This window comes from Microcoleus sp. AR_TQ3_B6 (assembly GCF_036702785.1).
Lineage (GTDB): Bacteria > Cyanobacteriota > Cyanobacteriia > Cyanobacteriales > Microcoleaceae > Microcoleus.
In genome coordinates this window covers 114840-140408 of the sequence record NZ_JAUBVJ010000005.1, presented here as the reverse complement: position 1 = coordinate 140408, position 25569 = coordinate 114840, and the positions used below count along the sequence as shown (strand labels likewise).

Sequence of the window (25569 nt, the reverse complement as noted above, 5' to 3'; positions counted from 1 at the left end):
CCAAAATTCGGATGCTCTCACCGATGGTGACTTATTTAAGTGTATAAAAGTTTCAAATTCAGAATTTCAAACTCTTATACACTTAACTTACGAATCTATATTACCATTTGAGATTGTTTGCCCTAGTTTAAAGTAAAACGTGGCTCCTTGACTAGGTCGGCTTTGGGCCCAAACCGTGCCGCCGTGGCGGTGAATAATCCGCTGGACGATCGCCAAACCGATGCCAGTACCTTCAAATTCTCTCTGGGAGTGCAGCCTCTGAAAGGCTCCAAATAGCCGATCGGCATATTCCATCGGAAAACCCACACCGTTATCCTTGACAAAAATCGTTCCATCCGGTAAAGCATCAATAACTATTGTAGCGGGAGTGCGTCCGCGGCTGAACTTGACGGCGTTACCGATCAAGTTGCTGAACACCTGTTGCAGCAAGGTTGGATCTCCCGTTACCGTCGGCAAATTTCCGACGGCAAATTCAACGCTGTGGGGAGTTTGGGCCGGATCTGAGACATTTGGGGGTTTAGTCAATTTAATCGCAGTGTGTACCAAACGGACCAGATCGATCGGAATGTGCATCAACTCAGTGCGAGTCACCCGCGACAGGGCGAGCAAACCGTCAATCAACAGGCTCATTTTTTGGCTGCTGTCTTCAATTACTTCCAGATAGTGAAGTATTTTGCTATCGCTCAAACCCTCAGTTGCTTCTAGCCGCTGCTTCAAGGCATTGACAAAACCTGAAATGTGTCGCAAAGGCGCGCGCAAGTCGTGGGAAACTGAGTAAGAAAAAGATTCTAATTCTTGATTGGCAACTTCTAATTGCTCTGTACGTTGTGACAACGCTTGTTTTGTCTCTACCAACTCTGTGATATCGCGAGCAGTGCCAATTAAAGCATAAACCTCGCCGTTGAGATTTCTCAGCGGAATTTTAAACGTGTCGAAGTAAGCATTGCCGTCCGCTTTCACAAATTTTTCCTGGAAGTGCAGAGTTTTGCCCGATTCAAATACCTGCAAATTTTCCCGGGAAAATCGTTCTGTCAGTTCGCTGCGATAGCACTCAAAAATGGTTTTGCCCTGCATTTGCTGCCTGCTGTCGAAGCCGGAAACTTTGGCAAGGGGATGGTTGACAAAAGAAAAGCGCATATTGTCCCGTTCTACAACATAAATGTAGTCCGGCAAAGCATCAAAAAAAGTCTCTAACTCTGCGGTTCGCTGGGCGACTTGAGCTTCTAAAGTTTCGTTAAGTTCTTTGAGTTCAGCTTCTACTCGTTTGCGTTCGGTGATATCTTGACCAATGCTGATACACCTGCCGTCGGAAAGGCGAACATATGCCCAAGAAGTGTCGATAATTCGCCCGTCTCTAACTTTTGTTTGGAAGTCGCTCCAGTTCTGATTTGCTGCTTGGATTTCATCCAAAACGTATTGACGGTATTCTGGCTGCGGATAAAATTCGGCCAAGATATCGCGGTCTTTGATTTCTGCAAAACTCCAGCCGAGCACTTGTTCCCAGTGGCGGTTTACCCAGTTTACTTCACCGCTGCTGCCCAAGAATGCGAGCATGACCGGCACGTTGTCGAAAATAGTTTGCAGCAGTTCTTTTTGCTGTTTTAATGATTCTTCGGCTTGTTTGCGATCGCTGATGTCGAGTACGGAACCGATAACTTGCCTCATTTGCCCGTCTGGGGTTCTTTTGAAGATTGTAGACCGATCGTGCACCCAGCGCCATTCCCCATTTTTGTGTTTGATTCTGTAGTCTCTGTCATCCGTTTCATAGGGATTGCTGCTGTATTTTAGCCGCTCCATACCTGTAATTAGCTTTAACCTATCCTCGGGATGAACTAAGTTAGCGACAGCATCTATACTCAAATCTTGCCATTCTTTTGCAGTGTAGCCGAGTATGGCTGTGACAGATTCATTTGCATAAATATTTTTGTTCTCTACTACATCGTAAATGTAGAGAAAGTTGGGGATAGTTGTCAGGATGCTCTCTAAAAGTTGTTGATGTTTTTGCAGTTCCGCTTCTGCCTGTTTGCGCTTGCTTAAGTCCAGCACAAAACTAACACCTAACTGCTGCGTTCCTTCTAAAAATGTGCTGCCAAGCAGCACCGGAACGCGGCTACCATCGGAGCGCATAAATTCTTTTTCAAAGGGAATAACCGTATTTCTAGCTCTCAGTTCTGCCACTTTTTCTGTGTCTATACTCACGTATTCTGGCGGGGTCATTTCTTGCCAGTTAATTCTTCCTGAAAGCAGATCGTCCCGCGTGTAGTTTACCGTGTTTAAAAAAGCGGCGTTGGCATCTGTAATGCTGCCGTTAATATCCCAAAAAATTAGACCGATCATGTTAGAATCAACAATGGCTCTAAATTTGGATTCGCTTTGTCGCAACTGGCATTCGACTTGTTTTAGTTCTGTGAAGTCGCGGGCGATGGATAAAACGGTTTCTACTGAATTGTCTTCAGCAAATTCGGGAATGACTCGACAGTGGTAATGTTTTATGCCCTGGGGAGTGGGAAACTCAAATTCTATAGTTTCTTGTTGGCCCGTGCCAAAAACTTTCAGAAAAGTCTCGTCCCACAAGTCGCACAAGTCGGGCGGCATTCCTGATTGTCTGTTGCTATTGCCAATTAATTCTGCGGGGGGTTTTCCAGTCGCTGATTCTACTGCTTGGTTGATGTAAACGAGGCGCCGTTCTCGATCGAACCGGGCGATGATATCAGTCGCATTTTCGGCTAGGGTGCTGAAAGCTTGCTCGCGCCGGTGCAGTTCTTCTCGAGTGCGGTGGCGCTCGGTTATGTCTCTGGCAAAAGAGAGAATTGAAACTACTGTTCCCGATTCATCGATTACAGCCGAATTGTACCATTCGCAGTAAATTACCGAGCCATCTTTGGTATAGTTGCGGTTGCGGCAAATGTTGCGGGGTTCTCTGCGGTGTAACAGTTGATTTGTGACGGCGCACACTTGCTCGAAGTCTTCTTGATGAACAATTGACCATTCGTCCCAGTATTTACCGATTACTTCTGCTGCACTCCAGCCAAATATTTGTTCTGCCATTGGCGACCACCGCACTACCCGAAATTCCCTGTCCCACTCTATAACTGCCATTGGCGTGTTTTCTAGGTGAAATTCCAGCCGCGAGTTGGCTTGTTTTATTTGACGTTGAAGTTGCTGGCGGAGTTGCTTCGCCAGCGCCAAGCGGTCGGTCATTTCCTGTGTGTTTGCGCAGCCGGATTTGGCAATATGAGCAATGGTTTCTGCTGTTTGTTTTTCGAGTTCGTTCCAAGCGAGTTCGAGGGCTGATTCCGCCTGCTCTAGCTCAGTGATGCTGTTGTGAAACAGTGTGGCACTTTCAACTGGAATTTCCGGCATATTTTTGACACTTACGCAAGTGTTACTTTTACAATTCAAAATTAAAGTTTAAAAATTAAAAATATGTAATTTTATGTCAAATTATACATTTTTAATTTTTAATTGGTGCGCGGAGCCGATCGCTGTCGGCGGGCGGTGCTATTAAAGACTGCCAGTAAAAGGGTTTGGGGATCGATGCGATCGCCAATTGTGGTCGATCGATCTAAAACTCTCCTGGACCTAGGGGTGTGGGCGGGAGCTGCCACTCAATATATTTTTGCACAGGGTTGTTGTTTGGGGGCGATCCAAAGGATATCGGCTTCGCGATCGCGAATCCTCCGCAGGGCGTTGCTTGTGCCGATCGCCATTGGTCTCAACTTTCCACGCGCTTGGACACAGGGAAATGAGGGGTTTCAACCCCCCCTGCTTTCCCTGCAGGTTAACCGGCTTGTTGACACCAATGAAACCGCCCCTACCTACAAATAATCTCCAATCGGTTTGGTCAATAAAAAGCTAAAATAAAATCTCAAGTTATTCAGTCTTTTAAATCGCTTATGACTGCTGCTGCACCCTCTTCGATAAAAAACCAAACTCAGTACGAAGCCATTATCGGTCTCGAAACTCATTGTCAATTGAGTACGAATACTAAAATTTTCTCCAGTTCTTCTACAGAATTTGGCAATGCCCCAAATACTAACATTGACCCAATTTGTATGGGAATGCCTGGAGTGTTGCCAGTATTAAATCAAAAAGTGCTGGAATATGCGGTGAAAGCAGGGCTGGCTCTCAACTGCTCCATCGCACCTTACAGTAAGTTTGACCGCAAGCAATATTTCTATCCGGATTTGCCGAAAAATTATCAAATTTCTCAGTTCGATTTGCCGATCGCGAATAACGGTTGGCTAGAAATTGAACTGGTGGACGAGACGGGAAATTCTACTAGAAAAAAAATCGGAATCACTCGCTTGCACATGGAGGAAGATGCCGGAAAATTGGTCCACGGCGGCAGCGATCGGCTGAGCGGTTCTACTTATTCAATGGTGGATTACAACCGCGCCGGTGTGCCTCTAATCGAAATTGTTTCGGAACCGGATTTGCGCTCGGGCGCGGAAGCTGCCGAATACGGTCAAGAATTGCGGCGGATCGTCCGCTACATCGGTGTTGGCGACGGGAATATGCAGGAAGGTTCGCTCCGGTGCGACGTGAATATTTCGGTGCGCCCCGTTGGCCGAAAAGAGTTCGGCACGAAGGTGGAAATTAAAAATATGAACTCTTTTAATGCGATCGAACGGGCGATCGATTACGAGATCGAGCGGCAAATTCAAGCTCTGGAAAATGGCGAAACCATCGTCCAAGAAACGCGGCTTTGGGATGAAAACAAGCAGTGTACTTTCAGTATGCGGACCAAGGAAGGTGCCAGCGATTATCGGTATTTCCCGGAACCGGATTTGCCTCCGATCGAAGTTTCGACCGAGCAATTGCAGGAGTGGAAAGCTCAACTGCCAGAATTGCCGGCCCAAAAGCGCCATCGCTACGAAACCGAGCTCGCTCTTTCTCCCTACGACGCGCGGGTGCTGACAGACGACAAAGCCGTGGCTGAGTATTTTGAAAAATCGATCGCCGCCGGTGCTGTCCCCAAACAAGCTGCCAATTGGGTGATGGGCGATATTACTGCTTATCTGAAAAATGAAAAGCTGGCGATTTCAGAAATTCCTTTCCAACCGCAGGATTTAGCCGAACTGCTGGCGCTAATTGATGCCGGCACCATCAGCGGCAAAATCGCTAAGGATATTTTGCCCGAGTTGCTCGCCAACGGCGGTTCTCCTCAGAACTTCGTAGAGAGCAAGGGTTTGATTCAAATTTCGGATACTGGGGCGATCGCGCGCGCCATCGATGCAGTTTTGACCGCCAATCCCAAGGAGCTCGAACAGTACCGAGCCGGCAAAACTAAGCTGCTGGGCTTTTTTGTCGGCAAAGTGATGAAGGAGACGGGCGGCCGGGCCGATCCCAAATTGACCAATGAGCTGCTCGCGGCCAAGCTTAACGGCCCAGGCTAAGCAATCGTTAAGGGGGTCATGTAGCGGATAGTGCGGCGGGCGATCGGTTTTCCCCGATCCCGCCCCCCTCTAGCTTTTGGCGCGGTATGATAACTTTATAATTTATATACATTTCTTTACCATATCTTCACGTTTGGGGGTTTCACCCCTCATACCCCTCGTGTTATATTGTGTTATGTAGATGCACCCTGATGGCAGAGAGAGTTACTTACGTAGCTCTCTCTTTTTTTGTCTTTTTTTTGTCGGGCACCGGCGTGAAAATAAGGATGGGGGAGAGGGAGAGGGACAGATCCCCAACAGGTTTGACACTCTGAGGTATAAAGAAGCGCTCGATTCTTGATTCGTTGAGGCGATTTGCTGATAGCTGGCAAAAGTATAGTCATTTATGACATGACATGGGAGGCGTTAAGTCCCTCCCCTTTCACTTTTACTTTGAGCGGATTGACCTGCCTCGGCCCAACTACGCAGCTCTCTATCAAGAGTGCTGCGTAGTTGGGATTGCTTTTGAGAGGATGTTGTACGCGGCGTTCACATCGGAATTAATTAACTGACCAACCGATGTTTTGTACAAACCTCTTTTAATCCGCTTACCCGTAAACACAGGCTCTTTTTCTGTTTTCCCGTAGACAGGGATTGAATCTAAACCCAAAAAATTTGCGCGAGATGTGTAAGATTCTTCCTGTACAATTACATCGATTCCTACCAACCGAGCTTTGTATTCCAACATCTCAATCAATCGAGAGTGAGGAATACTAACAAAGTTTTGGTTAGTAGGCTTCCCTCGATCAATTTCAGTTTTCCACTGCGCGTTCTTGCCAATTACTAGCGTCCCAATCTGCTTGGCGAGCAAAAAGTTAATAATTAGACGGCTAGCATGATGTAAGTAATTGTCAACTTTCTGATCGATCCAGCGAGTTAAGCGCGCTCATCCGGGGTGATGTTTTGCGGTTCCCTGTTAACTGGGATTGCAATCTTGAAGAGCGCTTGTTGTAGAACTGGTTAATCGATTTCAATGGTCGCCCGTTAATCAACAAAGGGATAAATCCCGGTTGATTTGAAGTTAACGCCACTAAATTATCTAGTCCTAAATCAATACTAGGTACAAAGTTAGGGTTGCTATAGCAATCCTAAATGATTCTACTCGTTACCAGTCAGAGCCTGGTAATGCAGATCCGGAGGCTCTGCCTGGGTTCGATTGTAGCAGGCGAGGCAGAGCAAGAGTGACATTTATTCCCAGGCAGAGCCTGGAAGTTATTGAAAGTGATGCGAGGATTGCTATACAGGTGGACTCTGGTTTATCATAAATTACCTCCACTACATAGGAATCACATTTCGGAACCAGTCTAACGAAAGCAAATCGGCTCGGTATTGACTTTTGTTTTGAGCGAAAATTCAGTACCCGAAAGTTTAATGATTCCTTTCTTTAACTGTTTGCTACTAATTGCTTGAATCGTTTATACAAGGAGGTTTCGCCCTTTGGTCTTATCTTTGTATTTCGGCAGTTTGGGGCGATCGCGTGAATTTAGAGGGTTCCGTTTTGTAATTCTTAATCGCCTCAAAGAAGGATGGACAATTCTTATCTAGCACCATCAATATTTGCTGACTAACCGAAAGCAGGTAAAGCCTTGTATGCTTTGTGAGACTTCATCAAACGGTTCATTTCGTTGTAATTGACATAGCCCCATCCATAAAGAAAGCTCTGACGAATGACGTATTTAGCGGCATTGTAGAGGTTCTTAGATTTAAAGGCTAGTTCGTCAATTTGGGCGAAACGGTGTTCCGTCGATTTAATGATGTGCCTCTCTGTTAGTTGCATTTGAGACTTCCGTTCTTTAGGCTGTGCGTCTTCCTTGTTCAACACTCAGAACAATATAATACCATTATTGTTTATAATTGCTTATAAACTCAATGAAGTTTTACAATAGTTACTATTATATTTCTAACTGGGATTTCCTAGCAAACCCTGAGGGTAGTCTCCGGGAAGCGCAAGCATTAGGAAAGAATGCTTAAGAAACTTAAACAGCCTAGTTTTTCGGGGTGGGTCGGGATTGTTTGAAGCTGAGGCACTGCCAACCAAATATTTTTATATAGGAATAAAAAATGAGCGTCAATGGATCGGAGGAAATTCCTCAAGAGCTTTTTGCGGGTGGTGGCGAGATGGGGGCGCTGATCCGATCGCACGATTGGTCGCATTCGGCCCTTGGTGCTGTCGAGAAATGGTCCGAGAGCTTAAAAACCGCAATCGGGCTCGTGTTGGGTTCCCCCTACCCCATGTTCATCTGGTGGGGGAACGAGATGATTAACCTCTACAACGACGCTTACATCCCGATCCTGGGCCAGCGTCATCCCCAGGCCCTGGGTGAATCTGCGTTTAAGGTTTGGGCAGACGTTTGGGAGGTGGTTGGGCCTCAAGCTGAAGCCGTCTTAAAAGAAGGCAAATCGTCATGGAATAAACAAGCCTTGCCGATCGTAGAGCGCAACGGGTATCCAGAGGAGAGGTACTTTACCTTCTCCTACAGTCCTGTTCCCGCCTCAGATGGCAGGCCAGGCGGTGTGTTTGGCACTGTCACCGAAGAAACAGAGCGGGTGTTGAACGATCGCCGCTTGAGGACGCTGCGTGAAGGGGGCGCAGCAACAGTCACCGCATTGACGGTAGAAGCCGCCTGCGAGGTTTGGGCCGCCGCATTGACCTCTAACGCCTGTGACATCCCGTTTGCACTGCTGTATCTCCTCGATCGCGATCGCACTTGTGCACGACTTGCCGGCACAACCAGGTTAGCCGCCGGAACCATCGCCAGCCCAGAGGCGATCGATCTGACATCCGCTGAAACGTCCCAGGGGTGGCAACTGACGCAAGTCATGGAGACGGGTGAAAGCAAGATAGTTGAGGATTTACAAGCGCGATTTGGACTTTTACCAGGCGGCGCCTGGTTCCAATCTCCCCATCAAGCGGTCATTCTACCGCTGGCCCGATCGGGAGAAACCTTCGGGTTCTTGATTGCCGGAGTGAGTCCGCTCAGAATCTTTGATGAGGATTACAAAGGCTTTTTTGACTCGATCGCAGGGCAGGTGACAACAGCCATCTGCCATGCCCGCACTTATGAACAAGAGCGGAAACGAGTCGAAGCACTGGCAGAACTCGATCGCCCCAACACGGTTTTTTTGAGTAACATCAGCGATGAATTGCGGACTCCCCTAACCCTGATAATCGGTTCAACTGAGGACGCTCTCACCGATCGAAACGTGCCGCTACCCGCCGAGCATCGAGAACGGATGGAGGTGGTGCAGCGCAACGGGCAACGCTTGCTGAATCTGGTGAACAGGCTGCTCGATTTCTGGGGCATGGAAGCTGGAGCCGACGACTACTTGACTGAGCCGTTTTCTGACGGTGAATTGTTAGCACGAGTGGAAACAAATGTCGAGCAGGCGCAGCGGTTCGAAGCACTCCAGCAGGAACAAGTGCAGCAGCCAGAAGCAGAAACAGCTCGTCAGGAGGTGGAAAGCATTCTCTCTAGCATCAGTGATGGTTTCTTTGTTCTCGATCGCAACTGGCACTTCACCTACGTCAACGATCGCTTGTGCTCGATGCTTTTTAAGCAGCGAGAAGAACTGCTCGGTTACAACCATTGGGACTTGTTTCCCAATACCGTTGACACCGATGTTTGCGTTCAATTGCATCGGGCGATGAGCTCCCAAACGCCCGTCGAGTTTGAGTATCTTTATCTGCGCTGCAATCGCTGGTTTCAGTACCGGGTTTTCCCCTCGGCCGATGGGCTGAAAATTTTTGTAACTGACATTGCCGATCGCAAACAGGCCCAACTCGTACAGGCCGAGCAGAAGAGACTGCTGGAGTTTACCGCCTCAGGGCACCCGCTGGAGGAATGTCTCTCATCCCTGTGTGCCTCCGTGTCCAAGCTAAATCCGCGCACGCGAGCCTGCATCCTGGTAGCCGATGCCCAGGGACTGACGTTTCCCTATTCGATCGCTCCGGATTTTGGGCCGTCCTTCGCTCAAGGACTCAAGGATGCCCCGATTAATGAGCTTGCCTTCGGTACGTGCGGCGAGGCAGTGTATTCGGGCAAACCTGTCACCTGTGCCGACATCGCCAACGACGATCGCTGGTCCCCGAGATGGCGAGACTTATGCCTGACTCACGGCGTGCTGGCGTGTCATTCCGCGCCCATACAGGGCGCAGACAACCTGCCCCTCGGTTCTCTGATTCTGTGCTTCGACGAGGCGCGGAGGCCGACTGATTTGGAGTACCGACTGTGCGACTTCGCCACCCAAGTCGCCAGCATCATATTAGATCGCGATCGCTCGAGCCTTGCCTTGCGCGAATCCGAAGCGCGTCTGCGTCGGGCGATGGCGATCGAAACAGTCGGGGTCATTTTCTTCCAAACCGACGGTACTATCACCGCAACCAACGACGCTTTCCTCCGCATGAGCGGCTACAGCCGTGAGGATACTGAGCAAGGATTGGTGCGCTGGGACACAATGACACCGCCGGAGTGGATGCCCCATTCCCTCAGAGCAGTCGAGGAGTTTGAAGCAACCGGGCGCACTAATCCTTATCAAAAGCAATACATCCGCAAAGACGGCTCGCGCTGGTGGGCACTGTTCGCTGCGACGCAGTTCAATGAAACAGAGGGCGTGGAATTTATCATTGACATTACCGATCGCAAACAAGCAGAAGTTGAACTGCGCGAGAGTGAAGTTCGCTTTCGCCAACTGGCAGATACCGCTCCTGTTCTGATCTGGATGTCTGGAACTGATAAACTCTGTAATTACTTTAATCAGCCGTGGCTAGACTTTACTGGACGGACGATCGAGCAAGAAATGGGCAATGGTTGGTTAGAAGCAGTCCATCCCGATGATTTGCAACATTGCTTAGATACTTATGTCACTGCCTTTGATGCTCGGCAACAGTTTCAGATGGAGTATCGCCTCAGACGCTTTGATGGAGTCTACCGTTGGTTTCTAGACACAGGAATCCCCCGGTTTACATTAGAAGGCGATTTCCTCGGCTACATCGGTTCCTGTATTGACATCACCGATCGCTTCCAAGCAGAAGTCGCCTTGCGCGAGAGTGAATCCCGCCTCCGTCTGATTATTGAGAGTGCCAAAGATTACGCCATATTCACTCTCGATCCGGGTGGCACTATTGCTAGTTGGAATTCTGGCGCCCAAAGGGTTTTGGGCTACACAGACGCAGAGGCGATCGGCTGCGACGGTAGCATCATATTCACGCCCGAAGACAAGGAACAGGGACGAGCACAGACGGAAAGCGAAATTGCTCTGACGCAGGGAAAAGTAGAGAACGAACGCTGGCATATGCGGAAAGACGGCAGCCGCTTTTGGGCGAGTGGTTTAATGATGCCGTTACAGGATGAAACTGGCAACACGCAAGGATTTGTGAATATCTTGCAAGACAAGACCGCCCAGCGACAGGCAAACCAACGGCTACATCTGCTATATGAAATGACCAGTGATTTGCTGGCCACCGAACAACCCCTAGCGCTGATGAACGCCTTGTTTAGCAAGCTCTCAGCCCAGCTAGACCTGCATTGTTACTACAACTACTTAGTTGAGGAGAAAGACAATCGGCCTCTCCTGCATCTGAGGAATTCTAGTGGGATTTCTGAGGAAGTGGCAGCAATGATGGAATGGATCGAGTTCGGTGAATATATGTGTGGAGTGGTTGCTCGCGATCGGCGGCAAATTGTTCTCGATCGAGAGCAAATTGCCGCCGCTCCTGATGCTCGAGTTATCCACTCAATGGGTATCACCGCTCATGCCGCTCAACCGCTGATTGCTCGGGGACGGTTGTTGGGGACGCTCTCCTTCGGCAGTCTTACCCGGACTTGCTTTACTTCAGAAGAAATTCACCTGCTGCAAGTAACCTGCGATCAGGTAGCGATCGCTCTGGAACGGACAAACCTGACAACTTCATTACAGCAGCAAGCCGAGCAGTTGCTGCAAGCAAACCGCATCAAAGACGAGTTTCTGGCAGTATTGTCCCACGAGCTGCGATCGCCCCTCAATCCCATTTTGGGGTGGTCAAAGCTCCTACAAATTCGCAAGTTCGACGAAGCGAAGACGGCACAAGCCCTCGCCACAATTGAACGCAACGCCAAGTTGCAATCTGAATTGATTGAAGACTTGCTCGATGTTTCGCGGATTTTGCAAGGGAAGCTCAGCCTGAATCCCACTGCGATCAATTTGGCATCGACTATAAGAGCGGCCCTCGAAACAGTTCGGCTGGCGGCCGGGGCCAAATCCATTGGGATAGAGGTCAGCCTTCATTACAACGTGGGTTATGTGTCAGGTGATTCCACCCGCTTGCAGCAAGTGGTGTGGAATCTGCTTTCCAATGCTATTAAATTTACCCCCGCAGGCGGTCGGGTTGAGGTGCGATTAGAGCAAGTGGGCAATCAAGCTCAAATCACCATCAGCGACAACGGCCAGGGCATTCCTCAAGAGTTTCTGCCATACGTCTTTGACTACTTCCGCCAAGCCGATAGTGCTACGACGCGCAAGTTTGGGGGATTGGGATTAGGATTAGCGATCGTCCGTTACCTAGTTGAACTCCATGGCGGAACGGTTCAGGTCCAAAGCCCTGGTGAACAGCTAGGAGCCACATTTACCGTCAGACTGCCACTGATGCCGATTGAGCCAGCCGTCAGTCAGGAGGAGCAATCCGAGGAGGCCTCCCTCAATTTGAAAGGCGTTCAAGTTTTAGTGGTCGAGGATGATACCGATACACGGGAATTTGTGGTTTTTCTGTTGCAGCAGGCCCAGGCAAGTGTCATCTTCGCCGACTCAGCAGGCTCCGCCTTGGCGGCGTTAATGCGATCGAAGCCAGACGTGCTGCTGAGCGACATTGGGATGCCAGATATGGATGGCTATATGCTGATGCAGCAAGTGAGAGCTTTACCACCAGAGCAAGGTGGGGAAATTCCCGCGATCGCGTTAACTGCCTATGCGGGGGATTTTAATCAGCAGCAAGCGCTTGATGCTGGGTTTCAAAGGCATATTGCCAAGCCCGTTGAGCCGGAGGAACTGATTGGGGCGATTCTTAATCTGGTTAGACGGACTCATTGACACTCAAGCCCCAGCCAGCCGGCCTTCTTTGCTATGGGTTACGTCCTTCTAGCAACAGTGTGTACCGCGCTCACACTCAATAGGAGGAGTTATCGGCAGAAAACTCCTCCTCGCTTTGACATCCGATTAGCAATTACCGATTAGCAATTATCGCTTTGACTCGATTAATATCAACTTGAGTTATTCTACTAATTTTGACAGTATGAGCGAACAAGCTAACGAGCTAATCAAGCAGGGGATTTCGCAATATCAGGCGCGCCAATTTGAGGCGGCGCTGGAGTCTTGGCAGGAAGCGCTGGGGCTGTATCGCTCAATGGACGATAAGCGCCGATCGGGTGCGGCCCTGGGGAATATGGGCGCAGCTTACGAAGCGCTGGGAAATTATCCGTCAGCGATCGACTGCTACCAGCAGCATTTGGTGTTAGCGCGGGAAATTGGCGATCGCCGGGGCGAGGCGAATGCTTTGGGAAATCTGGGCAATGCTTGCTGTACTCTGGAGGATTTTTCTAGTGCTATTGATTACCAGCAGCAGCGTTTGGCGATCGCCCGGGAAACTGGCGATGCGCGCCAAACCCTGGAAACTTTGGGCTATTTGGCGCTAGCTTGCGATGCTAAGGGAGATTTGCCTGGTGCGATCGAATGTTATCACGAGCAGTTGTCGATCGCGCGCGCCAGCAAGGACGATCTCGTTGAGCGCAATGCTCTCAAGAATTTGAAGCTCGGTTACAAGTATTTAGCAGATTACGAGAAGGCCGACAAGTACCGACAGCAGCAATTGGCGATCGTCCGCGAACTGTTTTTAACCGATAAAATTAATAATTTTGTACAACTTGCACAAACAGTTGGTTTGGATCCGGTTGAGGATTTTGCCGGGGCTAATTTAAGCGGTTTTGACTTGCACTACGCTGATTTTAACGGTGCGGATTTGCGCGAAACAAATCTCCGGGGCGCCGATTTGACCTTAGCGGATCTCAGCGGTGCTTTGCTGAGCGCTGCTATTTTAATTGATGCTAATTTGTGCAATGCTAATTTGCGGGATGCTGAACTCAGCAGCGCTAATTTAAGCGGTGCTGATTTGCGGACAAAGCTGCCTCGGGCGAATTTGAGCCGTGCAAATTTAACCGGAGCAAATTTGAGCAGTGCTTATTTACCGGATGCGATTTTAGTAGATGCAAATTTGACCGATGCTAATTTAAAAAATGCTGATTTGAGCGGTGTTGATTTGAGCGGTGCGATTTTAAACGGTGCTGATTTGAGCCGCGCTGATTTGAAAAATGCGGTGGTGGACAATGCGAAGTTTTTTGGTTGTCTGGGAATTTCGGAAGCCGTGAAGCTTGAATTGAGGGCACGGGGCGGGGTTTTTGAGTAGAATTGGAACTGTTGGTAATTGTAAAGGGTAATAAAAGCTATGACCAAGAATTTCAAAGGTGGTACAAGCCCTCGGATTTATCCGTGGAATCAATCCCTTTTCGAAAATCGAAAATCCTCAAGAAAGAGCATTTATCCGTGGGGTCAATCTAAAATCTAAAATCTAAAATCTAAAATCGATTGACTGCCGTAACTGCAAAACGGTTCTCGATCGCCGAATATCACCGTTTGGGAGAACTGGGATTTTTTGAGCCAGATGACCGAATTGAATTGATTCGCCCAGAAATTATCCTCAAGGCTAGTAAAAGTACGTTTCACTCTGTTTGTAATTCGCTACTGTTAGGAAAATTGTACCCGCTGCTGCGAAAAAGAGCGATCGTGCGCGGTCAAGAACCCATTATTTTGACGGATGATAGCGAACCAGAGCCTGATGTTGTTATTTCCCGCCATCGTTCTGACAATTATTTATCTTCTCACCCGGAGCCTGCTGATATTTTGTTGGTAATTGAGGTTGCCGATTCTACTTTGAAGTACGATCGGGGAACGAAGTTGCCTCTCTATGCTGAAACAGGGATTACTCATTATTGGATATTTAATTTGGTTGATAACCAACTGGAAATGCACAGCGAACCTTATCGCAAACAAAACGGTAGTTTTAGTTATCAATTGCAACGAGTTGTGTTGCCAAATCAGACGGTAGTAATTCCTGGTTTTCCAGAGTTGTCTCTGGATTTGGCGGCGGTATTTCCGGTGCAGATTGGTGAGTTAAAATCTGGCTCGATCGCACCTATTTTAATTCGGTAATTAGAGAGCGATCGAGCTTTTTTTGATGATATAATGTAAAAGTGCGATGGCTACGCCCCGGCCCCGGCCTAGGCACGAAGCATAAAACTAGCACTATCATTCAAAAGAATTTGGTTTGTGGCCCCGGATTTATGCGGGGGAGAAATCTAAAATCTAAAATCTAAAATCTAAAATCAGATGACTGCTCAAACTCTCGCCCCCCCGGAACAAATTGTCCAGCTATCGGGTATCAGTTGGCAAACCTACGAAACTTTGCTTGCCGAAATCGGCGATCGGCAAATTCGACTGACATACAATCGCGGCAATCTTCAAATTATGGTACCCTCCCTAGAACACGAACGCTTCAAAACAATAATGGGTCGATTTGTTGAAACCTTAGCTGAAGAATTAGATGTGAGCATTGAACCCCTTGGTTCCACAACTTTCAAGCGTCCTGAACTTAGCGGTGTCGAACCGGATGAATGTTTTTACATCCAAAATCTTAGTGCAGTTAAAGGCAAAAAAAGAATCGACCTGAATCAAGATCCGCCGCCGGATTTAGTGGTGGAAATTGATATTACCAGCCGTTCGGAAAATAGCTTGCAGGTTTATAGGGATCTGGGAGTGCCGGAAGTTTGGATTTATAATGGAGCGCGACTCAGAATCAACAGATTAGAAAATGGAGAATACCTTGAGTGTGAACTCAGTTTAGCATTTCCCAGCTTACCGATATTAGAGATGGTCAGATTTTTGGAACAAGCAGAAACAATGGAGTATTTGGAATTAGTGAAAGCATTTCGGAAGTGGGTAAAAAGCCAAATTCAGCAAAACCCATGAAGGATCCAGAAAATTAAACAAAAATTCCAGTTTCAAGGGATGAAAAAATGCTGTAGTGTGATAGATTAAAAGTTAAGCCCTCCTCAAAAACTCCATCACAGTCTGGCAAAGCCAGCACTTCTACCGATATGCGATCGCTAGATTCTCACAACAAATACCCAGATTGCTTGTGGATGCAATTAGAAGCAATTCCAGTTCCATCGGTTGCAGCCCAAACCCAGCAGCTCGACATCCACTTGAGCCTGAATTTTAACGAGCATTGGGAACCCCTGCTAGGTGGTCGCGTCAAATTTGGTCTGCAAGGCGGGACGCTCAAGCTCTATCTAGAAAACTGCGAAATTCCCGTAGCATCACGTCAGTTAGTCGGTTCTTTCAAGCTTTTGCCCATTGAAGAAACCCTCCCCATTCAAAGTAGTGCAGAAATTTTAGTGAGCGAAAGTCAGCGGGGAGTTCAGGGCGGCGCTCAGGCGGAAAAAATCAAGGAAACAGAGAGCATATTGTGTCACGTTTCCACAATAAGCGATGATACGACGCCAGCTTGGATTTTTGCAGTAGAACAGGGCAAATCAGTATTAAAAGGTTTGCTAAAAAGTGCTAAGCTGGGAGAATTGACTGCCAAACAATTTCGGATAGCAGCGGCTTTTCAAGTTGCTAAAGAAGATATTTATCTCACAGATGCGGAGGGTTTATGGCCGCACGATATCACGCCAAATCAACATTCAGTTTTAGAAAGAATCCTGAGTATATACCTGCAAGCAAATAAACTCCAACCTGCCCTCAGTTGGGCGCTATTGTCCTACAATTTGCCTCCGGTGGAACCGCGCGAAGTGGAAATGGTCCCGGAAGCTGAATCCCAATTGCAGAAAATGGTCGATCGCATTATCGGGGCCCAAAGCGATAACTTTGTGGAGTTGGCAAAAATCGCCAATCTCAATCCAGCAGTAGATTTCGCGGGTAGCAGCTTGCGCGGAACGAATTTAAGTGGAGTGGATTTTAGCAGCGCAAATCTCGATCGGGCAAATTTCCGGGGTGCAGACTTAAGCGATGCCGATTTCAGCGACGCCAACCTGCAAAATGCCAAATTCGGCGGTGCAGATTTGAGTGGCGCTTTCTTAGGAAATGCTGATTTAAGCGGCGCAGATTTGCACAAAGCAAGTCTAGCTTTAGCTAACCTCAGCGGTGCCAACTTGAGCGGCGCAAATCTGCTGGAAGTGAACTTAACAAATACTAATTTCAGCGGTGCGAATGTCGAGTCAGCCAGATTCGGGAACAATTCAGGAATCGATGAGGAGATGCAGGTGAATCTACAGCAGCGAGGCGCGATTTTTGAAGAGGTTTAGCCCGTAAGTGCGGGAACCCTTTTATTCATCCGCCTCCCTTGTGGCACGGGCATCACGCCTGTGCGATGGAATTTTACCTTTAAACTATCGCCTCTGAAAAAAGTTGCTTCTTAATGCTTAACTCTCTAACTAAATTTTTAGAGAGTGATGAACCGTAGCTGTTAAGACTGTACACAGGCATTTCTTGCCAACACTGACGGCAAAACCAGTATACTTGAGCTTGGCGAAGGTGAGGCAGCATTTGATTCGTGCAGCAAGGACAGCTTGTCATAAAAACCTCTTTTTTATCTATGAAAGTGTATTTATCTTTTGTTGCCAAGGGCTGTAAGCTGGCTTGAAGCAGCAATTCTATGAATGTAGAGGTAAGAAGTAAAGATTTGGTAAAGAATACAAAGTTGTTAAGAAAGTGATGCAAATCGACATATTTCGTAAAAATAGCAATAATATTGTTTCCGGTTGCATCGGAATGATATAGAGGACACCGCGAGTGCCTTAGTCCCTACAATTAATGGGGGTAGGGACTAAGGCACTCGCCGTGTCCTGACTGTGAGTAATATTAATTCCGATGCTTCCGGAGTTGATATAACTGAATTGTCTGAGAGAAATTGTATCCAACAATCCCCAGGGTCCCAGAGAAGATACTCAGTCTAAATCCCAACCCAACACCTTCGCAATCTCAACGCCAAGCATAGTTGGTTCGAGAGGATTGACAATCGCTGCTGCAAGTTGAGATTTGTGGAACCAACTCTGTGATAAATCTGACCATTTAGCTTTGAGAGTTAGCAGCCGAACCGGAATCCCTTGGGTTTCTGGTTGGCTTTTTAGTTGTTTGAGAAATAGCAATCCATCTATTTCGCCGATAGAAACCTCTAAAATAATCGCATCTGGCTGATAGAGACTTGCTTGTCGAAAACCTTCTCCAGTCGAACTAGCAACTCCCACCTTCCAACCGACCAAATCAGTCAAGCAAGCCTGGATTACCTCCCCTATAGTCGGATTTTTGTGAATTAATAAAAGTCTTTTTGTAGTCATACCAATACATTGCAAAGGCTTCATTTTTCTTTGAATAAGATCCTGTCAAATAGCAGCCCTGTCTGGGTTTTTGGCGGGGGTGGTCACGCCCCCAGGGTGAGTTTGGAAAGCCTACCAATAGGGATATTAAGATTTTTAGTTGACTGTTGACTGTTGACTGTTGACTGTTGACTGTTGACTGTTGACTGTTGATAGCGTTCTCTACCTGGAAGGAAGAGGATTGGAGTAATGAATACTCTTCTTTTAATTTCTCCCGATCGGGCTTAGGGCTTTAAACCAATTCTTTCTGGTCAAGTCTTAAGAATACGGAGTCTGCCATACTGGGGAGTGTCAATCGATTTGAGATTTGAGATTTGAGATTTTAGATTGAAGCATTGAACCTAGGGATAAATACGTTAGGCAAGTTTCATCGGATACAGGTTTTTTATTTCTCGGTCCTGAGTCTGCTTTCGGAATGAATCCGGGGGCTTGTATCCTGGATGCTTTCGGTCAATCATTCCATCCCAAAATCTCTGCCACTTTTCCCGGCAGGGTGGTGGCTTCAAATGGTTTGGGAATTACCCCAGCAACACCCATTTCGGCAAAGTTGGCCATATCGCTTGACAAAACTCTTGCTGTCAGCAGAATCACTGGAATCGATCGAGTTATGGGATCGGATCGGAGACGAGCGTACACAGCAAACCCATCCATTCCCGGCATTGATAAATCCAGCAAAATAGCGTTAGGTCGTTCTGTTTTTAGGATTTCTAAACATTCTTGTCCTGATTCGGCCGCCAGGGTGTTCCATCCCGCGAGGTCTTCCAGGCACAACTGTACCAGTTCGCGGAGGTGTTCTTGGTCATCAACGATGAGAATTTGTTTCCCTATCATCTTGTTTTGGGGCAGGAGACTGCCCTCATACTTAGCTACTTGCAAAGCGTTCATTTTATTTGGGTGGATGAGAAATCAATTTTTCGGTTGCCAATTGGGTTTCAAATATACATTTTTGAGGAATAGCTCAAATTTGCAGTTGAGAGTGGAATCCGAATTTGGGATGGCGGAACTATCAATTCTTTAGCAAGCTGAATTGTTAAACGATCCGAATGTATTTCAGTTTCATAGATTTCAGGATGTACGCGGTGGGGCAACGGGATGAGACTTTGAAATCCACTAGGAAAGAAATAACCTTCTACTCCCGCCGCTTCGGTAGGTTGACCTTCGATTAAAACAGTTTCTGGAGTGATTTGGAGATTCAACTTGACAAGATGAATGTCAGAAATCTGAACTTTCAGGATAAGTGTCATATCCTTTTCTTGAATTTTAATATCTGCGATCGGTGTTTCCTCTGTATGAGCAATCCAAAGTGTGGATTGCTGACAACCAGTGGGCAAACCGGAAAATGAACCTGCGAGATCCTGACTTCCACCATTCAAAGCTTGAAAAGAATTCATTGAGTCTCCTCCTAATGCAAAGAACTGTTAGCTTCATAACAGGAGACTAAATGGCAACGGTAAGGATTTGGTAAAGATGCGGTTATTGTTACAAAAATTCACAAAAATGGTGAAAGTTATTCCATCCATCCCAAAATTTCTGCTACTTCTTCCGTCAGGGTGATGGGTTGGATCGGTTTGGCAATTACCCCAGCTACCGCCATCCGGGCAAATTTAGCCCGATCGCTGGGCAAAACTTTCGCTGTCAGCAGAATCACTGGAATCGATCGGGTAATCGGATCGGACTGGAGGATCTCGCAGACAGCAAACCCATCCATTCCCGGCATAGATACATCCAGCAAAATAGCGTTGGGTTGTTGTATTTGCAGTATTTGTAAACATTCCTCTCCCGATCCTGCCCCCACTGTTTTCCATCCGCCTAAATCTTCTAAGCAGGCTTGCACAAGTTCCCGAAGGTGTTCTTCATCGTCAACAACTAGAATTTGTCTGTCAGTCATCGGATTTTGGGTGGGAGATTTTGGATTTGGGATTGATGGTACAGATTAATCTATAGCGGTTCTCAATAAAATGAGGTATACACCGCAACTGATGGCCTATGCCCCATGCCCCATGCCCTATGCCCCATCCCCATGCCCCATGCCCCATGCCCTATGCCCAATGCCCCATGCCCTAGGCCCTATGCCCGCGAGAGCACCTCATGTTACTGAGAAAGGCTATAAGCGTTATTCAATGGTGGGTAAGGGTAGGGTAAAGCAAAATGTGCTGCCTTCACCTAAGATACTTTCCGCCCAGATTTTGCCGCCATGCCGGTCAACAATACTGCGACAGATTGCTAAACCTAAGCCGGTGCCTCCTTTTTCGCGGGAGTCAGAGGCATCAACTTGCTGAAATCGGCCAAAAATCAGTTCTAGTTTATCTGCTGGAATCCCTCGTCCGCGATCGCTAACTTGGAACAGCACAAAGTCCGTCTGGTTTTGGGCACTCAGATGAATTGTGGAATCGGCAGGTGAGAATTTAATCGCATTACTGAGCAAATTTGTTAAGGTTTGGACGATCGCATCTCCTGTCGCCCAGACTTCTGCATCCGTGGGGTTAACGATTAATGATATCTGCTGTTGAGTAGCCAGCGCCTGAATGCTATCTACTGCTTGCTGCATCAAATCGGCAGCTTTGCAAACAGTTTTCTCCACAATTGCCCGCCCGGAGTCTAGGCGCTCCAAATCTAAAATATCATTAACCAGGTTCACTAAACGATTGGTATCGAGGAGGGCGATTTCAATCATGCGTCTCGATTTTTCGGGTTTTTTATCATAAACCCCACTTTTTATTAGCCCCAATGACATTTGAATTCCTGTCAAAGGAGTGCGAAGTTCATGGCTGACAATGCCAATGAACTCATTTTTAATCTGTTCTAGCTTTTGTCGTTCGGTAATATCTTCCCCAATGCTGATAGTTCCAATGATGTTTCCCTCTGAATCTTGCAGCATGGTATTGTTCCAGGCAATAAATCGTTCCTCACCCGATTTGGTTAAGATACAATTTTGATAATAGGGATGATAGTTATGGGCTACCACTTCGGAAAAAACTATTTTAATTGATTCTTGAATAGAACGGGGTAAGAAGTTTTCAAACCAATTTTTTCCTAAAACTTCTGGGTTAGTATATCCTGTAATTTTTAAGAAAAAAGGATTAACATAATTAACATTTCCCCATCGATCTAGTCCGACAACAATCAACTGCACGTTATCCAAGAGCGATCGCCAGCGTCGTTCGGCTTCTCGGATCGTGGCCTCGGCTTGTTTGCGTTCTTGCAGTTCTAGCTTAAGTTGTCGGTAGAGTTTGGATTGCTGAATGGCGATCGACAATTGGCTGGCAATCTGTTCAAGTAATTCTATTTCCCACGATTGCCATTGACGAGGTGCCGTATTTTGGTAGATAGCTAACAAACCCCAGAGATTTTCTCTCAAAAATATCGGGAAAACTGCATAACTTTTTGCTTGAAATTGTTCCACTAGCTCGATATGACAGGGTTGAAGTTCAGCGCTGTAAATATTATTAACTACAAATTTTTCATGATTGCGGAACCGACCGCCGCGAGATTCTTGCAGATAGGTATCTCCACAATTTTTTTGAATATCGCTCCCTATCAGTTTTACCCAACCCTCACCAACTGACTCCACGACAAAATCACCACTCCAATCAGGATTAAAGCGGTAAATGGCAGTGCGATCGGTTTGTAATGTCTCCCTAATTTCAGTAACAGCAGTATTGAGAACGGCATTCAGATCCAAAGATTGGCGAATCCCTTGAGTAATCCTCCAGAGCAAATTTTCCTTTCGGGATTTCTGTAGTAAGGCTGCTTCCGCCTCTTGTCGAACTTCTTCGAGGTGCTTCGCTACTGTGATATCTTGATGAACGGCCACCAGAACATCGCCATACTCGGAATGATTGAATACAGAGCAAGTTGCACTGCACCAAAATGGAGTCCCATCTTTCTTGACATTCTGAACTTCATAGCTGAATTCACTGTTTTGGAAAACGGCAGACCGAATAGCTTGATTTACATCTTCAGGACTTACCGATTCGCTGCCATAGTTGAGAATCGAAACGTGCTGACCGTTAAGTTCACCAAAGTCATAGCCAAACATCCGCTCAAATTTAGGATTGGCATAGACAATGGCTGCATTATCTGCTCTTACTAAACAAATGCCTTCCGCCATGTTGCGGGTAATGACAGCCTGAAGCTCAAGCATTTGTTCGGCTTTTTTAAGTTTAGTCAGATCGCGCAGACTGACGATTACCCCTACAATATTTTCGCTTATATCACGTAAAGGCGTATAGGTAACGCTCAAAAATTGCCTGACTAAATTGGGAGATTCAAACCAATTTTCATACTGAATTTTTTCGCCAGCCAAACATCTGTCTAACCTAGGTTTAATCAAGTAGTCGAATACCTCTGCATCCAGGATATTTCTCACAGAATTTCCGATAACTTCGCTTTCAGATTTGTTGCACCAATTCAAATAAGCTTGATTAACTATTTGATAAATATAGTTGCGATCCATCAATACAATCCCATCTGTTGTATTGAATACGATGCGTTCATATTGGCGGAATGCTTCTTCACTACGTTTGCGATCGGTGATATCAAATACGCTAGAACGACTCATGATGAAGTTACCTGCTTCATCATAAATTGCTGTAGCATTTAAGTTGATCCAAATGAGTTGTCCGTTTTTATTCAATATCTGAAGCTCTAAATTTTCTACCCATCCTTGTTTTTTAAATAATGTAAAGTTTCGATCGTAAATATTTTTACTTTCCAATGTCATTAAATTCCTATATTTTTTATGCACAATTTCATCGCGGGTATAGCCTAACCACTTCAGTTCTGTATCATTAATCATAATTATTGTTCCTGCTGCATCTACGGAATGATAGCCACAGGGAGCATTATTATAGAGGTCTTCAACTTGAGTGATATAGTGTTGCAAGCTATGGTTGACTTCAGTGAGTTCTGCAGTCCGTTCTATGACTCGTTGTTCGAGTTCAGTATTGAGTTGTTGTAGGGCAATTTCTGCTTGTTGCCGCTCCCTCAGTTCCGTTTGTACTTGCTCAAATAAATCAGCTTGCTGAATAGCAATTCCTGCTTTAGTAGCTAGCTGTCGCATGAGTTCAATTTCTGAGGGTTGCCATTCGCGAGGTGCTGTACACTGATGGGCCATCAATAATCCCCAAAGTTCTTCTCCCTTAAGGATAGGAACAACCAGGTTAGCTCTCACTTGAAAATTTGCCAATAATTCCCGGTGACAAGTATCAATTCCGGCAGTATAAATATCAGATTTAGAGGTGAATAAGCCTTGTTTGAAGGGTTCGATATAGCTTTCACCAAAGCAAGGATCGTATATCTGAGTGGATAAGATTGCTGTCCATTCTGAACCAACGGACTCTACCACCACCTTTCCGCTCCTGTCTGAAGCAAATTGGAAGATAATTACCCGATCGCATTGCAGAATGTTTCTGAGGTCAGTTACCGTAGTCTTGAGAATATCTTCTAGTTTGAGGGATGTGGAGAGAGAAAGGGCTGTTTGAGCCAGGATTTGCTGTGGCTGTTGTTGCCATTTCCCAGAATCTTCATCAGTATGTTCTATCATTAATCTACTTAATTAATTACATTATTTAGATTGAGGCAGAAACCGGATTTTTAGCCCTAGTGCGTAAGTTCTATTTAAGTATTTCCAGGATTAAGTAAAGGACGAGAGCGCTTGATTCGGCTGAGTACCCGCGTGACTAATTCAGGCCCTAGTACCGGCTTGGTAATAAAATCATCGGCTCCCGCTGCAAAGGCTTGTTGGAGAGCTTCTGGAGCGGTATGGGCTGTCACCACCAAAATCGGTAAATTTTCCCATTGGATATCCTGTCGGACGACCTGACACAATTCTAAGCCGCTGACGATCGGCATTTCTAGATCCAGCACTACTAAATCGGGTTCAGTGCTAATTAACACCTCCCAAAATTGCTGTGGTTCTTTGAGATTTGTCACCTCAAGTCCCCAGGGAGTGAGTAACGCTGATAATTTAGCCAGCATCACAGGGTCATCATCTACGATTAAGACTTTGGCCTCGGAAGTTTTGGGACTGGGTAAAACACGGGCGATGGCTCGAAAAATTTGCTCGGTGGTTGCAGGTTTGTGGAGAAATTGCTTAGCACCTAAGCGCGATACAGCCAAGCGATCGGCAAGACTACCTCGTCCGGTAAAAACGATTATAGGAAGAGTAGGCGATCGCTCAGTCAGTTCTCGCAGTAGCGTCAATCCATCTTCCTCTGTCTGTGCAAAGCTTAAATCTAGTAACATCACATCGGGCATTGACAAAGCAAGACGCGATCGGGCAGCAGTAATATTCGGCGCAATTTTCATCCGAAATCCCCAAGCTTCCGATTCTACTTTCAACCGCTCTGTTAATGCAGCATCATCATCAACTACCAAAACCCGATAGTTAAAATTGGAAAGAGTAGAAACTGCTGCAGCCGTTGATGTAATCGGTGTTTTGTCTAATTCCTGCTGTAATCCTGTCACCAAATCCGAGAAGCGGGTAATTTCCTCAGCAGTCCAAGAGCGATTGTTTCTTAGCAAATGCTCAGCAGATCGTGCCAATTTCGAGCCTTCGGGATAACCAAAAGATCCGAGAGAGCCGGCTAATTTATGAGCTTCATGTTTTGCAGCTTGCTGTAATTCGGTTGCTAATTTTCCTGCTAATAGAGCAGTTTTTGCCTCATCCAATACAGCAATTTGTTGGTTGAAGCTTCCCCGAAACCGCTCTAAAATTTTGTCGCTTTTAGACTTATCTATCCCGCGAGATTGATGTTTTTTGGTGCGCTCAACCCCAGGATTATTTGAACTAGACGCAGATTGGGGGTAGGGTTTCAGTCGATAGCCCATGCCATAAACTGTTTCGATAATTTCTTCAGTTAAGCCGCCCGCCTTCAGTTTCTTTCTGACATCCTTAATATGAGTGATAATAGCGCGATCGGTTGGTGCGTCATCAAATCCCCACAGACGATCCAAAATAGCACTGCGGCTAAAAATGCGATCGGGATTTCGCAGTAATAGTTCCAGCACATTATATTCTGTCGCTGTCAGTGAAATTATTTGTCCGGCAAATGTCACTCTACCAGCATCTAAATCTAAACAAAGAGCTCCCCAAGTCAAAATATTAGCCGCTGAATTCTGAGTAGAACCTCCTGGGGAAAGTGCTTTACTGCGTCGCAATAAAGTTCGTATCCTTGCCAGTAATACTTCCGTAACAAAAGGCTTGCTGATGTAATCATCGGCCCCCGCATCCAAAAAAGCCACCACCTCCGCATCTGAGTCCTTTGCAGTCATTAACAGGATCGGTTTGCAGTAGCCTTGCGATCGCAGTTGCCGACATAGACTAATTCCATCTAATTTGGCAACCTGCACGTCTAACAAAATCAGGTCATACTCAATTGCTGCAGCCAAGTCTAGGCTCACTTGTCCATCATTTGCCCGATCGAACCCGTAATGATTTGCTTCCAACACCTTAGCCAGGGTTGCAGTCAGCCCTCCATCGTCCTCTACGAGCAGAATTTTTATCGGAGACTTCTTCATTTTGGCTGTGCGGTGCAATTCCCATGCGATCGACGCGCATTAATGTCAGGCCGAAGCGTGGCTTCTAACTAAATCACTACTACTCATTACTACTCCATTTATCTTAGCCTTTTTACAGTCCCATCACCTAAAAATTGCTGCCACTTCCC

General features: G+C 46.6%; 17 protein-coding genes. 6 read left to right on the top strand and 11 right to left on the bottom strand.

The window, feature by feature from the left end; genetic code table 11:
• Window positions 1–87 precede the first annotated feature (87 nt).
• Entirely contained in the window at window positions 88–3363 is a 3276-nt protein-coding gene (locus tag QUB56_RS04520) for a PAS domain S-box protein (RefSeq protein ID WP_332953526.1), read from the bottom strand.
• A gap of 533 nt (window positions 3364–3896) precedes the next feature.
• On the opposite strand from QUB56_RS04520, the gene gatB reads away from it, so the two are divergent.
• Window positions 3897–5399 carry an Asp-tRNA(Asn)/Glu-tRNA(Gln) amidotransferase subunit GatB gene (gene gatB / locus QUB56_RS04515; RefSeq protein WP_332953524.1) on the top strand — a complete coding sequence of 501 codons (1503 nt, stop codon included), beginning with the start codon at window positions 3897–3899 and terminating at the stop codon, window positions 5397–5399.
• 475 nt (window positions 5400–5874) lie between these two features.
• Here the strand turns inward: gatB and QUB56_RS37110 are convergent, their stop codons facing one another.
• From QUB56_RS37110 to QUB56_RS04505, 3 genes are all read right to left on the bottom strand, one after another.
• A complete protein-coding gene (locus tag QUB56_RS37110; protein ID WP_445243307.1) occupies window positions 5875–6249 on the bottom strand; it encodes an IS200/IS605 family accessory protein TnpB-related protein in 375 nt (124 codons plus the stop codon).
• A 40-nt stretch (window positions 6250–6289) separates the two neighbouring features.
• Window positions 6290–6469 carry a hypothetical protein gene (locus QUB56_RS37105; RefSeq protein WP_445243306.1) on the bottom strand — a complete coding sequence of 60 codons (180 nt, stop codon included), beginning with the start codon at window positions 6467–6469 and terminating at the stop codon, window positions 6290–6292.
• Between the two features lie 533 nt (window positions 6470–7002).
• A complete protein-coding gene (locus QUB56_RS04505; RefSeq protein WP_332953523.1) occupies window positions 7003–7215 on the bottom strand; it encodes a hypothetical protein in 213 nt (70 codons plus the stop codon).
• Window positions 7216–7499: 284 nt separating this feature from the next.
• Here QUB56_RS04505 and QUB56_RS04500 point away from each other — a divergent pair, with 284 nt between their 5' ends.
• The 5 genes from QUB56_RS04500 to QUB56_RS04480 all read left to right on the top strand — a co-directional run bounded on the left by QUB56_RS04500 (window position 7500) and on the right by QUB56_RS04480 (window position 16828).
• Entirely contained in the window at window positions 7500–12500 is a 5001-nt protein-coding gene (locus QUB56_RS04500; protein WP_332953521.1) for a PAS domain S-box protein, read from the top strand.
• Between the two features lie 202 nt (window positions 12501–12702).
• Window positions 12703–13869 (top strand): pentapeptide repeat-containing protein, encoded by a 1167-nt coding sequence (locus QUB56_RS04495; protein WP_332953520.1) that lies wholly within the window; start codon window positions 12703–12705, stop codon window positions 13867–13869.
• A gap of 179 nt (window positions 13870–14048) precedes the next feature.
• Window positions 14049–14672: a Uma2 family endonuclease gene (locus tag QUB56_RS04490; protein ID WP_332953518.1), complete on the top strand. Its 624-nt coding sequence runs from the start codon at window positions 14049–14051 to the stop codon at window positions 14670–14672.
• A 177-nt stretch (window positions 14673–14849) separates the two neighbouring features.
• On the top strand, window positions 14850–15488 hold the full coding sequence (locus tag QUB56_RS04485) for a Uma2 family endonuclease (protein WP_332953515.1): 639 nt from the start codon (window positions 14850–14852) through the stop codon (window positions 15486–15488).
• A gap of 128 nt (window positions 15489–15616) precedes the next feature.
• Window positions 15617–16828: a pentapeptide repeat-containing protein gene (locus tag QUB56_RS04480; RefSeq protein WP_332953513.1), complete on the top strand. Its 1212-nt coding sequence runs from the start codon at window positions 15617–15619 to the stop codon at window positions 16826–16828.
• 79 nt (window positions 16829–16907) lie between these two features.
• On the opposite strand, the gene QUB56_RS04475 is transcribed toward QUB56_RS04480, so the two are convergent.
• From QUB56_RS04475 to QUB56_RS04445, 7 genes are all read right to left on the bottom strand, one after another.
• Complete coding sequence (locus tag QUB56_RS04475) at window positions 16908–17099, bottom strand: hypothetical protein (RefSeq protein WP_332953512.1); 192 nt, start codon at window positions 17097–17099, stop codon at window positions 16908–16910.
• A 371-nt stretch (window positions 17100–17470) separates the two neighbouring features.
• On the bottom strand, window positions 17471–17860 hold the full coding sequence (locus QUB56_RS04470; protein ID WP_332953510.1) for a response regulator: 390 nt from the start codon (window positions 17858–17860) through the stop codon (window positions 17471–17473).
• Between the two features lie 489 nt (window positions 17861–18349).
• Window positions 18350–18730, bottom strand: coding sequence for a response regulator (locus QUB56_RS04465; RefSeq protein WP_332953574.1), 381 nt, complete (start codon window positions 18728–18730; stop codon window positions 18350–18352).
• Window positions 18731–18831: 101 nt separating this feature from the next.
• Window positions 18832–19290: a hypothetical protein gene (locus tag QUB56_RS04460; protein ID WP_332953508.1), complete on the bottom strand. Its 459-nt coding sequence runs from the start codon at window positions 19288–19290 to the stop codon at window positions 18832–18834.
• Between the two features lie 116 nt (window positions 19291–19406).
• The gene (locus QUB56_RS04455) at window positions 19407–19787 is read right to left on the bottom strand and encodes a response regulator (RefSeq protein ID WP_332953506.1); all 381 of its coding nucleotides are present in this window, start codon (window positions 19785–19787) and stop codon (window positions 19407–19409) included.
• Window positions 19788–20012: 225 nt separating this feature from the next.
• Window positions 20013–23444 (bottom strand): PAS domain S-box protein, encoded by a 3432-nt coding sequence (locus tag QUB56_RS04450; protein ID WP_332953504.1) that lies wholly within the window; start codon window positions 23442–23444, stop codon window positions 20013–20015.
• Between the two features lie 74 nt (window positions 23445–23518).
• On the bottom strand, window positions 23519–25420 hold the full coding sequence (locus QUB56_RS04445; RefSeq protein WP_332953502.1) for a response regulator: 1902 nt from the start codon (window positions 25418–25420) through the stop codon (window positions 23519–23521).
• Window positions 25421–25569 lie beyond the last annotated feature (149 nt).

What these genes read in the sequence shown, in the direction of transcription:
- gatB (WP_332953524.1), top strand. Translation starts at nt 3,897, where the DNA reads ATGACTGCTGCTGCACCCTCTTCGATAAAAAACCAAACTCAGTACGAA.
- QUB56_RS04475 (WP_332953512.1), bottom strand. Translation starts at nt 17,099, where the DNA reads ATGACAAGCTGTCCTTGCTGCACGAATCAAATGCTGCCTCACCTTCGC.
- QUB56_RS04480 (WP_332953513.1), top strand. Translation starts at nt 15,617, where the DNA reads ATGCGATCGCTAGATTCTCACAACAAATACCCAGATTGCTTGTGGATG.
- QUB56_RS04455 (WP_332953506.1), bottom strand. Translation starts at nt 19,787, where the DNA reads ATGACTGACAGACAAATTCTAGTTGTTGACGATGAAGAACACCTTCGG.
- QUB56_RS04520 (WP_332953526.1), bottom strand. Translation starts at nt 3,363, where the DNA reads ATGCCGGAAATTCCAGTTGAAAGTGCCACACTGTTTCACAACAGCATC.
- QUB56_RS04495 (WP_332953520.1), top strand. Translation starts at nt 12,703, where the DNA reads ATGAGCGAACAAGCTAACGAGCTAATCAAGCAGGGGATTTCGCAATAT.
- QUB56_RS04465 (WP_332953574.1), bottom strand. Translation starts at nt 18,730, where the DNA reads ATGATAGGGAAACAAATTCTCATCGTTGATGACCAAGAACACCTCCGC.
- QUB56_RS04500 (WP_332953521.1), top strand. Translation starts at nt 7,500, where the DNA reads ATGAGCGTCAATGGATCGGAGGAAATTCCTCAAGAGCTTTTTGCGGGT.
- QUB56_RS04505 (WP_332953523.1), bottom strand. Translation starts at nt 7,215, where the DNA reads ATGCAACTAACAGAGAGGCACATCATTAAATCGACGGAACACCGTTTC.
- QUB56_RS04485 (WP_332953515.1), top strand. Translation starts at nt 14,850, where the DNA reads ATGACTGCTCAAACTCTCGCCCCCCCGGAACAAATTGTCCAGCTATCG.
- QUB56_RS04450 (WP_332953504.1), bottom strand. Translation starts at nt 23,444, where the DNA reads ATGATAGAACATACTGATGAAGATTCTGGGAAATGGCAACAACAGCCA.
- QUB56_RS04445 (WP_332953502.1), bottom strand. Translation starts at nt 25,420, where the DNA reads ATGAAGAAGTCTCCGATAAAAATTCTGCTCGTAGAGGACGATGGAGGG.
- QUB56_RS04460 (WP_332953508.1), bottom strand. Translation starts at nt 19,290, where the DNA reads ATGAATTCTTTTCAAGCTTTGAATGGTGGAAGTCAGGATCTCGCAGGT.
- QUB56_RS04470 (WP_332953510.1), bottom strand. Translation starts at nt 17,860, where the DNA reads ATGACTACAAAAAGACTTTTATTAATTCACAAAAATCCGACTATAGGG.